Here is a 9,794-nt window from a genome sequence, read left to right as displayed (position 1 = left end):
GGGCCACCGGCCTGCCCCCACCTCGCTCACCAGCCCGAAACGACCGAAGCCCCGTCACCTGACGGAGCATCGGCCACTACCTACGGATTCGGGTCTGACCCCGTACACCGTCTCCCGTATTTCCCTCCCTCTCCCCCCACAGGAGCTTTGATGCACCGCAGAAGGATTCTTCAGAGCGCTGCGGCGACCGCCGCGGCGGCTCTGCTGCCGGCTTCCACCCGCGCCATGGCGTCGGCGTCGGGCAGCACCGACTACCCGCCGGCGCACTGGGCGCCCGCGTCCACGTCCAACTACACCGCTTCGAACCGCCCTTCGGCCTATCAGGTGCAGTACGTGATCATCCATGTCACGCAGTCGACCTTCTCGGACACGATCGGCATCTTCCAGAATCCGGCGAAGCAGGTCTCCGCGCACTATGTGGTGCGCTCGGCGGACGGGTACGTCGCGCAGTGCGTACGGGAGCAGAACATCGCCTGGCATGCGGGCAATTGGGACTACAACACCCACAGCGTCGGCATCGAGCACGAGGGCTGGGTCGACCAGCCGACGTACTTCACCAACGCCTTGTACGAGCAGTCCGCTCTGCTGACCGCGTCTGTCTGCGACCGCTACGGCATCCCCAAGGATCGCGCGCACATTCTCGGTCACGCCCAGGTCCCGGGCACCGACCACACCGATCCCGGCCCCAACTGGGACTGGGTGCGCTACATCCGCCTCGTCAACCTCTACAGCACCGGCTGACCCCGCGGCGGGTCCGATGACTCTCCGCACCGAGGTTGTCGCAGAGCCCGGCTGCGACGACGATGGGGGTGCACGAGTCCCCCGGACGGGAGAGGAGTTGACGGACCCCTGGGTGGCGCTGACCGCCGAAACGGACCCCGGCGAACGGCTCGGCGAACTGCGCCACGCATACGAGGTGTTCACCACCGCGGGACGGCTGGAACGGCCGGTACGCTCCGTGGTCGGCGAGTCGTGGCGGCGCTCCGCGCGGGCCCGGGTCAGCCCGGACGGTGCGGCCCTGGTCGAGCTGGACCCGGACGAACTCGGACCGTACCGTGAGGGCCATCCCCTCGCCCGCGCCATGCCGGTGATCCGTGAACTGATGGGTGCGTACGCGACGGACGGCGAACATCTTCTCGCGGTGTGCGACGCGCACGGCCGACTGCTCTGGGTCGAAGGGCACGCGACGACCCGCCGACGCGCCGACCGGATGAACTTCGTGGAGGGTGCCCGCTGGTCCGAGTCCGTGGCCGGGACGAACGCGCCGGGGACGGCTATCGCCGTGGACCGTCCGGTCCAGGTGTTCGCCGCCGAGCACTTCCTGCGCCCGGTCCAGCAGTGGACCTGCGCCGCGGCGCCGCTGCCCGACCCACACACGGGACGGGTGCTGGGCGCCGTCGACATCACCGGCGGCAACCGGCTCGCCCATCCGCACAGCCTGGCGTTCGTCCAGGCGGTGGCGCGCGCCGCCGAGTCCCAGCTCGCCCTGCTCGCACCCGAACCAGCCGGGGAGTCCGTACAGCTGAGCGCGCTCGGCCGGGACGAGGCGCTGCTCGTCGCGAGCGGCCGCAAGATCCGGCTCAGCAGGCGGCACAGCGAGATCCTGGTGGCACTCGCCCGTCACCCGGAGGGCCTCGGCGGCGACGAACTGCTCGTCGAGCTGTACGAGGACGAGTCGGTGACCCCGGTGACGCTGCGGGCCGAACTCTCCCGGCTGCGAAGGCTGCTTGGCCCCGAACTGCTGCTTTCCCGCCCCTACCGGTTCGCCGCCCCGGTCGACGCCGACTTCGACGGCGTGGCGCGCAGACTGGCGTCCGGTGCGTTGGCGGCGGCGCTCAGCGCGTACGCGGGGCCGCTGCTGCCGGGCTCGCAGGCACCGTCCGTCGTCCGACTGCGGCGCCGTCTCGACGATCAGCTGCGCGCCTCGCTGATCGCACGCGGCGACCCGGGACTGCTGGCGGACTGGGCGTACAGCCCCTGGGGCGAGGACGACCTGCCGGTGTGGCAGGCGCTCGCCGCGGCGGCATCCCCCGGGCAGCGGCCGGCGCTGCTGGCAAGGGCCCGCACGCTCGACGCCGAACAGGGCTGACACCTCTGCTGTCCGGCGCAACGAGGTTGCAACGTGCGATGCGCGAGCCGGGTCGCCTCGGTACGGGCGGTGGGGCGGTAGGCCATGATGTTCTGAACCCCGATTCATAACTTCAGCTTCCACTGAACCACCGTTGTGTCCGCCGCGCAATGATCGGCGGCCGTCGGTGGCGGCAGGGAGGTAGAACCCCCTTTCTCCTTTCTCCGGGTAGCAGAAGGCCCGTTCGAGGCCGGGTGGGCGACGGTTGTTACAGAATTCCGTGCCGGTCACGCAGGGGTGAGCCGTGGTGCGCGCGGGTTGACGTGGCGCGCGCTGTGCCGGGTGTGCCGGTATCGAACGGGTGGGTGCAGTGGTCAGTGATTGACGGGCGCCCGGGTAGTTGAATGCGTGCCAAGTGCATGCGTGCGTGACGGAAATGTCTGCATTTCGCAACACGCATCGAGGCGTCTGCCGCAAATAGGGCGATTGGGCTAAAGTGCGCGCTCTCGGCTTCACGCCGGGACCGATCAACGCTCGGGCCGCACGGTCCGGGCCTAGCCGGGATGTCATGCGGCCGGCGTGGGCCTCCCGAGGGGAGGAACAGTGCGGGGGGCGTGGGCCTCCCGGGAGGAGGAACAGTGTTGGGCGAACACGTCGAGCCACTGGGGACCTGGGGGGTTCTGTGCGGCAAGGGGGACTAGTCAGCCCGTTTTCGTCGGCGCGCGAGCGTCTGGCGAACGGCGCGATCAGCCAGCCCGCGATCGAATGGGAGCAGCGGTACCGCCGTGCCGTGATCACCAGCGATACCGTGGCCACCGCCTTCGTGGTGGCGGCGATCGGCAACTTCTTCGGGGCCCGGGACGCGGCCAACTGGCATGAGAAGTGGGGAATTCTCGCATTCGGCACCGAGCTGCTGGTGCTGGGGGCGCTTGCGGTGAGCCGGTCGTGGGCTCCGGCCGTGCTCGGCCAGGGCGCCGAGGAATTCCGCCGGCTCGGACGCTCACTGTTCGCGGCGACCGTCGTACTGGCGCTCGGCGGGATCGCCCTCACCTCGCGCAACATCAAGCTCTGGATCTTCGTCGCGATCCCCGCGATCGCGCTCATCACCATGACGGAGCGGTATCTGCTGCGCCTCTGGCTGCACAAACAGCGGAAGGAAGGACGGTGCCTGCGACCGGTGCTCGCTGCCGGGAGCCTGGCCACCGTGCGCGACCTGGTCACCCGAACCCGCAAGTTCCCGCACCTCGGCTGGCGGGTGGATGCGGTGTGCACGACGGACGGTCTCGGGCTCGACGGTGACCAACTGGACGGAGTGCCGGTCGTCGGCCGACTGGCGGACGTCGCGGGCCACGTCCGCCGCGACGGCTACCGTGTCGTCGCGGTCACACCGGACCCGCACTGGTCACCGGACCGGCTGCAGCGGCTGGCTTGGAACCTCGAAGGCAGCGACGCCGAGATGGTCGTGGCCCCCGTGCTGATGGAGGTGGCCGGCCCGCGGCTGCGCATCGACGCGGTGCTCGGGATCCCGCTGCTGCGGGTCAGCATGCCGACCTTCACCGGGGGCCGCCGGGCGGTCAAAGGGGTCGTCGACCGGATGGGCGCGGCGATCCTGCTGATGCTGTTCGCGCCGCTGATGGTGCTCGTCGGGCTGCTCGTGCTGGTGGACAGTCGGGGTGGGGCGTTCTACCGCCAGCGCAGGGTCGGCAAGGACAGCCGCGAGTTCACCATTCTCAAGTTCCGCACCATGGTCGCCGGGGCTGACGGGGCACGTGCCGAGCTGGCCGACCGCAACGAGGGCGCCGGCCTGCTGTTCAAGCTCCGCCGGGATCCGCGGGTGACCCGGGTGGGAGCAGTGCTGCGCCGGTACTCGATGGACGAGCTCCCGCAGCTGTTCAACGTGCTCACCGGATCGATGTCGCTCGTCGGTCCGCGGCCTCCGTTGCCGGGGGAGTTCGCTGCGTACGGCCCGGACATCCGGCGGCGGCTGCTGGTCAAGCCCGGACTCACCGGCCTGTGGCAGATCAGCGGACGCAGCGACCTGGCGTGGGAGGAGGCGGTCCGGCTGGATCTGCGGTACGTGGAGGACTGGTCGCTCGCCCTGGACACAGTGATCTTGTGGAAGACGCTGCGTGCGGTGCTCTATGGGCAGGGGGCCTACTGATGCGCGGGGGTCGTCGTCCGGCCGGCGTGCGGACCGCAGGCCGGGAGGGCCTGCCTGGGGGGAGGAACGGGTCATGAGGGTCAGCGTTTTCGGGCTCGGCTACGTGGGCTGTGTGTCGGCCGCGTGCCTGGCCAGCATGGGTCACGAGGTCATCGGGGTGGACGTGAACCAGGTGAAGGTCGACCTGGTCAACGACGGCAAGGCCCCGGTGGTCGAGGAGCGGATCGGCGAGCTCATCGCCGAGGTCGTGCGGACCGGAGCGTTACGCGCTACCGGCGACGTCCGCGAGGCGATCATGGGCAGCGAGGTGTCGCTGGTCTGCGTGGGCACGCCGTCGGAGCCCAACGGGAGCCTGTGCACCACGTACTTGGAGCGGGTCACCGAGCAGATCGGCGCCGCGCTGGCCGAGCGGGGTGGGCGGCACACCGTCGTGTTCCGCAGCACCATGCTCCCGGGCACCTGCCTGAACCTGCTGGTACCGATCCTGGAGAAGTACGTCGGCGGCACGGCCGGGGTGGACATCGGGGTCGCGGTCAACCCGGAGTTCCTGCGCGAGGGCACGAGCGTGCGGGACTTCTTCGACCCGCCCAAGACCGTCATCGGCGAGCTCGACCCGGCAAGCGGCGATGCGGTGATGGCGCTGTACGACGGCTTGCCCGGCGAGGTGTTCCGGGTGCCGGTCCCGACGGCCGAGGCGATCAAATATGCGGACAACGCGTTCCACGGCCTCAAGATCGGCTTCGCGAACGAGCTGGGCGCGGTGTGCCAGGCGCTCGGGGTGGACTCGCACCAGGTGATGGACTTGTTCCTGGCCGACCGCAAGCTGAACATCAGCCCCGCCTACCTGCGGCCCGGCTTCGCCTTCGGTGGCTCCTGCCTGCCCAAGGACCTGCGCAGCCTGGTCCACGCGGCGCAGCGGGCCGACGTCTCGGTGCCCATCCTCGCCCACGTGCTGCCCTCCAACTCCGACCATCTGCAGCGCGCGGTGGAGCTGGTCGAGCGCACCGGCAAGCGCCGGGTGGGCCTGTTCGGGTTGTCCTTCAAACCCGGCACCGACGACCTCCGCGAGAGCCCGCTCGTCGAGCTGGCCGAGAGGCTCTTCGGCAAGGGTTACGACCTGCGGATCTACGACGCCAACGTGAGTCTCTCCCGGCTGATCGGCGCGAACCGCGAGTACATCGAGACCCGGCTGCCGCACCTCGCGCAGCTGCTCGCGGATTCCGTCGGCGAGGTGCTTGAGCACGCCGAGGTGTGCCTGGTCGGGACCAGGGATCCGGCCGTGCTGTCGGCGCTGCCCCATGGCGCCGACGGCCCGGTGATTGTCGACCTCATCCACCTTCCCGACGCCGAGGCGCGCCGGGCCGAACCGGGGTACATGGGCCTTGTTTGGTGACGCAACCAGCGGCGACCGGGCGGACCGGCGCGCGCTGATCCTGGTGGAGAACCTGTCGGTGCCGTTCGACCGGCGGGTGTGGCAGGAGTGCACGACGCTGCGCGACGCGGGCTGGAAGGTGCACGTCATCTGTCCCCGGGGGGAAAAGCGGGACACGGAGCCGGAGGCGGAGATCGACGGGGTGCGGATCCACCGCTACCCGTTGCGCGCGGCCACCGGAGGGCCGGCCGGCTACCTGCGGGAGTACGGATCGGCGTTGTGGCATACGGTCCGGCTGGCCCGGAAGGTCGGCCCGGTCGACGTGGTCCACGCCTGCAACCCGCCCGACCTGCTGTTCCTGCCGGCACTGTGGCTGAAGCGGCGCGGCGCGCGGTTCGTCTTCGACCAGCACGACCTGGTGCCCGAGCTGTACCTCTCCCGGTTCGGCCGCGGCGAGGATCTGCTCTACCGCGGCGTGTGCGCGCTGGAACGGCTGACCTACCGGGCCGCGGACGTCGTGCTCGCCACCAACGAGAGCTACCGGGACGTCGCGGTGCGCCGTGGCGGCCGGCGGCCGGAGGACGTCTTCGTGGTGCGCAGCGCGCCCGACATCGACCGGTTCCACCCCGTACCGCCCGAGCCTGAGCTGAAGCGCGGCAAGCCTCATCTGCTGTGTTACCTCGGTGTCATGGGCCCGCAGGACGGCGTCGACTACGCATTGCGGGCCCTCGCGAAGCTGCGCGACGAACTCGGGCGGACCGACTGGCATGCGGTGTTCGTCGGCGCCGGCGACACCTTCGACGCGATGGTGGAGCTGTCCCGGCGGCTCGGGCTCTCGGAGCAGGTGCAGTTCACCGGGCGCATTCCGGACGCCGATCTGGTGCGCTACCTGTCCACCGCGGACGTGTGCCTCTCCCCCGACCCGCACAATCCGCTCAACGACGTGTCGACCATGAACAAGGTCCTGGAGTACATGGTGATGGGCCGGCCGCTCGTCTCGTTCGACCTCCGGGAGGCGCGAGTCTCCGCCGGTGAGGCCGCCGTCTACGCGCCCGCCAACGACGAGGCCGAGTTCGCCAGGCTCATCGCGCTGCTGCTGGACGATCCGGAGAAGCGGGCCTGGATGGGCAAGATCGGCCAGGAGCGCATCAGCGGGCCGCTCTCCTGGCGGAACTCGCAAGCGTCGCTGCTCGCCGCCTACGCCGCTGCCTGCCGTGACCACGCCCCGGTGTCGGCGGGCAAGACGGTCCGAACAGGGAAGAGGACGCGGCGTTGAACGATGACACGATCCGCCTGGTCACTATCGGGCGGATTCTCCGCCGGCGCTGGCGGCTTCTCGCCGTCCTCACCGTGGTGGGTGCGCTCGTCGGCTACGGTGCCTCGGTGCTGCTGTTTCCGCCGCGATACACGGCGTCGGCATCGGTACTGTTGCCTGGGCAGTGGGAAGAGCGCGAGCTGCTGACCCAGGTGGACATCGCGACCAGTTCCTCGGTGGCCGACCGCGCGGCCGCCACGCTCGGCTGGCAGGGCGTCAGCGGCGCCGACCTGCGGGACCGAGTGAGCGCCAAGGCCGCTGACGGGAACATCATCAAGATCTCGGGCACGGCCGACACCCCCAAGCGCGCGCAGCAGCTCTCCGACCGGATGGCCCAGCAGTTCGTCAGCTACGCCGCGCGGATCGCAGGCGGCAGCACCGACTCCGACGCGGCGTCGGGGACCGAGGCGCTGCGGAAGCAGGTGGCGGAGACCAACCTACGCATCACCGAGCTGGCCGATGCGGCCGATCCGGGGCAGACCGTGGAGAGCGTGCAGTCCCGCACCGAGCTCGAGAAGCTGCGCACCACGCTCCAGGAGGCCATCGGCAAGCTGGACCAGGCCGACCCCACCGCCACCAAGGTCAACATGGTCGTCATGGGACCGGCGGCCCGGCCGGCTGGCGAGGCACCGCCGACGAGGATCCAGCTCATCGTCGCCGGGGCGCTGCTGTTCTTCCTGCTCGCGGTCATCGGCCATCTCACCGCCGCACGGATGAGTCGCCGACTGCGCGCCCAACCGGAGATCGCCGCGGCGCTGGGCTCGGCGCTGCTGGGTACCGTCGACGTACCTGTTGAACGGCCCGCGCGCCGGCCGGAAGGCCGTGGCCCGCGGGCCCGGATCCGCCGGCTGCTGGGCGTCGACATCCGGTGGGACGTACCGACCCCGCAGGCGTCCGGCGACGAGGCCAGCAGGCAGATCCGCTACCGGCGGGTGTGCGCCCGCCTCCGGGACGAGCTGCCGGCCCCCCGGCGGCTGCTGGTTGTCGTCCCGGACGGCGACGAGATCGCCCGCCGGGCCGCCGGGCAGCTCGTCGCCGAGGCCGAGAGCGATCCTTCCCCAAGCTCTTCGAGCAGGGGATACCCCATGCTGCGGGTGGTGGGGGTTTCGGTGTCCCAGCCGATGGTCCCGGACCGCGACAACGAGTCCGGCGTCCTGATCGTGCTCAGCGCGGGCAGCTGGACCGCAGGGGAGCTCGCCGGCATCGCCGAGGCGTGTGCGGACGCCGAGCACGAGATCGTCGGCATCGTCCTCGCCGGCACGGTCCGGGTCAGTTCGACGCGGTCCGCCGGCCATCCATGGGATGCCGCCGTGCCGGCGCTCGCGGTTGGCGGCGACGCAACGGGAGGTTCAAGGTGACGACGAGTACATCTTCGGAGTCGTCGGCCGCGGCTCCGCTGCTGGACCTGCAGGCGCTGGTGGTGGCGGTGCGAAGGCGGCGCCGCTTCTGGTGCTCCGTGGCGCTGCTGGGCCTGCTCGTCGGCGCGGCGGTGGCGGTCCTGCTGCCGCCGCCGCCGACCGCGGTGACCAAGGTGCTGGTCGCGCATCAGGAGGACCAGCCGAACGACCCCGGAACGCTGATCCGCACCGACGTCGCGCTGCTGCAGACCACGCTGATCGCCGACAAGGCCCTGCATTCCCTCGACTCCCCTGAAAAACCAGAGGACTTCATGCGGGACTACGGGGGTATCGGCTTGACCAACAACCTGCTGCAGATCACGGTGACAGGTGACAGCGACGCGGAAGCGGTGGCCCGCGCCAAGGCGCTGGCCGATGCGTTCGTCGCGGACCATGTGAAGCGGATCCGGGCGGCCGCGGACGCCGAGTCCAAGGCCCTGCTCGACCAGCGTGACCGAATGCGGGACGATCTCGCCAAGGTCAACAAGGCCATCGGAAACGGATCGCCGGAGAGTGGGCCGACGGCGTCGTCCGACCTGGAGTCGCTCTTCGCCCGCCGGGCCGAACTCACCTCGCGGATCACCGACTTCGGCCAGCGCGCCGCGGAGGCACGCATCGGCACTCCGCAGCTCATCGCCGGCACACAGGTCGTGGACGCCCCGCGCGCGGTGCGGCACTCCCTGCCCACGGCCGCTGCCACCAACGCCGCGGTCGGGCTCGTCCTCGGGCTCGTCCTCGGGCTCGCGGTGGCAGCGGTCGGCACGGTGGTGGCGGACCGCCCCGTGCTGCGCCGGGAGATCGCGGCGAACCTCGGCGCCTCGGTCATCGCGGAGCTGCCCCGCCGGTCGGGCAGGCTGTGGCGGCGCCGACGGATCCGGGCGGCACGCGAACGGCTCACCGCGTCCCTGGCCCGCACCGTGCGCGGCTCCGCGGAACCGGTGTCGCTGCTGGAACTGGGCTGTGCGCGCAGCACGAGCGTGATCGCGCTGGACCTCGCCAGGGCACTGGTGGCGGAGGGGCCCGTGGTCATCATCGATGGTCTGCCCGGCCCGCAGCTCGCGGGCCGCCGCCCGAAACCAGGAGACCCGACCGTGGTCAGCGGCGAGCGTGCCGCGGCCGTGTCGCATCAGGAGCGCCGGGTCGGCGTCGGCTCGGTGGCGCCCGGCACGGCGTGGACCGATCTCCAGTATCTCGGCACTCAGACCGTGCTCGTGGTGCGTGCCGGGCACGGCAGCGCCGCATGGCTGCACACCGTGGCGCGGCAGCTCGCGGACCAGCGCATTCCGGTGATCGGTGTGGTGCTGATCGACCCCGATCCGCGTGACCGGACCGACGGCACGCTGTGGGACGGGCTGCACACCGCGCTGCGCGGCCAGAACGAGCGGTCGGCCCGACAGAACGGGCCGGGCCGGCGGCGGACGGAGCGGCTGCCGATGTGGGCGGCACGGGTCCCGGACAGCGACCAGGAGGTGCGGTAGGAC

At 71.0% G+C, this 9,794-nt stretch carries 7 protein-coding genes; all 7 read left to right on the top strand.

The genetic code is table 11. The features are described 5' to 3' along the window. The first annotated feature begins 150 nt into the window (after positions 1-150). Positions 151-741, top strand: a complete 591-nt coding sequence (locus ACWD6R_RS32555) for an N-acetylmuramoyl-L-alanine amidase (protein ID WP_451821998.1) — start codon at positions 151-153, stop codon at positions 739-741. Positions 742-838: 97 nt separating this feature from the next. Next, positions 839-2,089, top strand: coding sequence for a GAF domain-containing protein (locus ACWD6R_RS32550; RefSeq protein WP_451821997.1), 1,251 nt, complete (start codon positions 839-841; stop codon positions 2,087-2,089). 661 nt (positions 2,090-2,750) lie between these two features. After that, positions 2,751-4,229, top strand: coding sequence for a sugar transferase (locus tag ACWD6R_RS32545; protein ID WP_451821996.1), 1,479 nt, complete (start codon positions 2,751-2,753; stop codon positions 4,227-4,229). A gap of 73 nt (positions 4,230-4,302) precedes the next feature. Further along, entirely contained in the window at positions 4,303-5,622 is a 1,320-nt protein-coding gene (locus tag ACWD6R_RS32540; RefSeq protein WP_451821995.1) for a nucleotide sugar dehydrogenase, read from the top strand. After that, on the top strand, positions 5,612-6,877 hold the full coding sequence (locus tag ACWD6R_RS32535) for a glycosyltransferase family 4 protein (protein ID WP_451821994.1): 1,266 nt from the start codon (positions 5,612-5,614) through the stop codon (positions 6,875-6,877). The genes ACWD6R_RS32540 and ACWD6R_RS32535 overlap by 11 nt, the downstream gene beginning before the upstream one ends. After that, positions 6,874-8,274, top strand: a complete 1,401-nt coding sequence (locus ACWD6R_RS32530; RefSeq protein WP_451821993.1) for a Wzz/FepE/Etk N-terminal domain-containing protein — start codon at positions 6,874-6,876, stop codon at positions 8,272-8,274. Before ACWD6R_RS32535 ends, ACWD6R_RS32530 begins: the two co-directional genes overlap by 4 nt. After that, positions 8,271-9,791 carry a Wzz/FepE/Etk N-terminal domain-containing protein gene (locus ACWD6R_RS32525; RefSeq protein WP_451821992.1) on the top strand — a complete coding sequence of 507 codons (1,521 nt, stop codon included), beginning with the start codon at positions 8,271-8,273 and terminating at the stop codon, positions 9,789-9,791. The genes ACWD6R_RS32530 and ACWD6R_RS32525 overlap by 4 nt, the downstream gene beginning before the upstream one ends. Positions 9,792-9,794 lie beyond the last annotated feature (3 nt).

Source organism: Streptomyces sp. NPDC005151 (assembly GCF_053599875.1).
The sequence above is the reverse complement of the archived record's forward strand: the minus strand, read 5'-3'. Positions and strand labels throughout refer to the sequence as shown.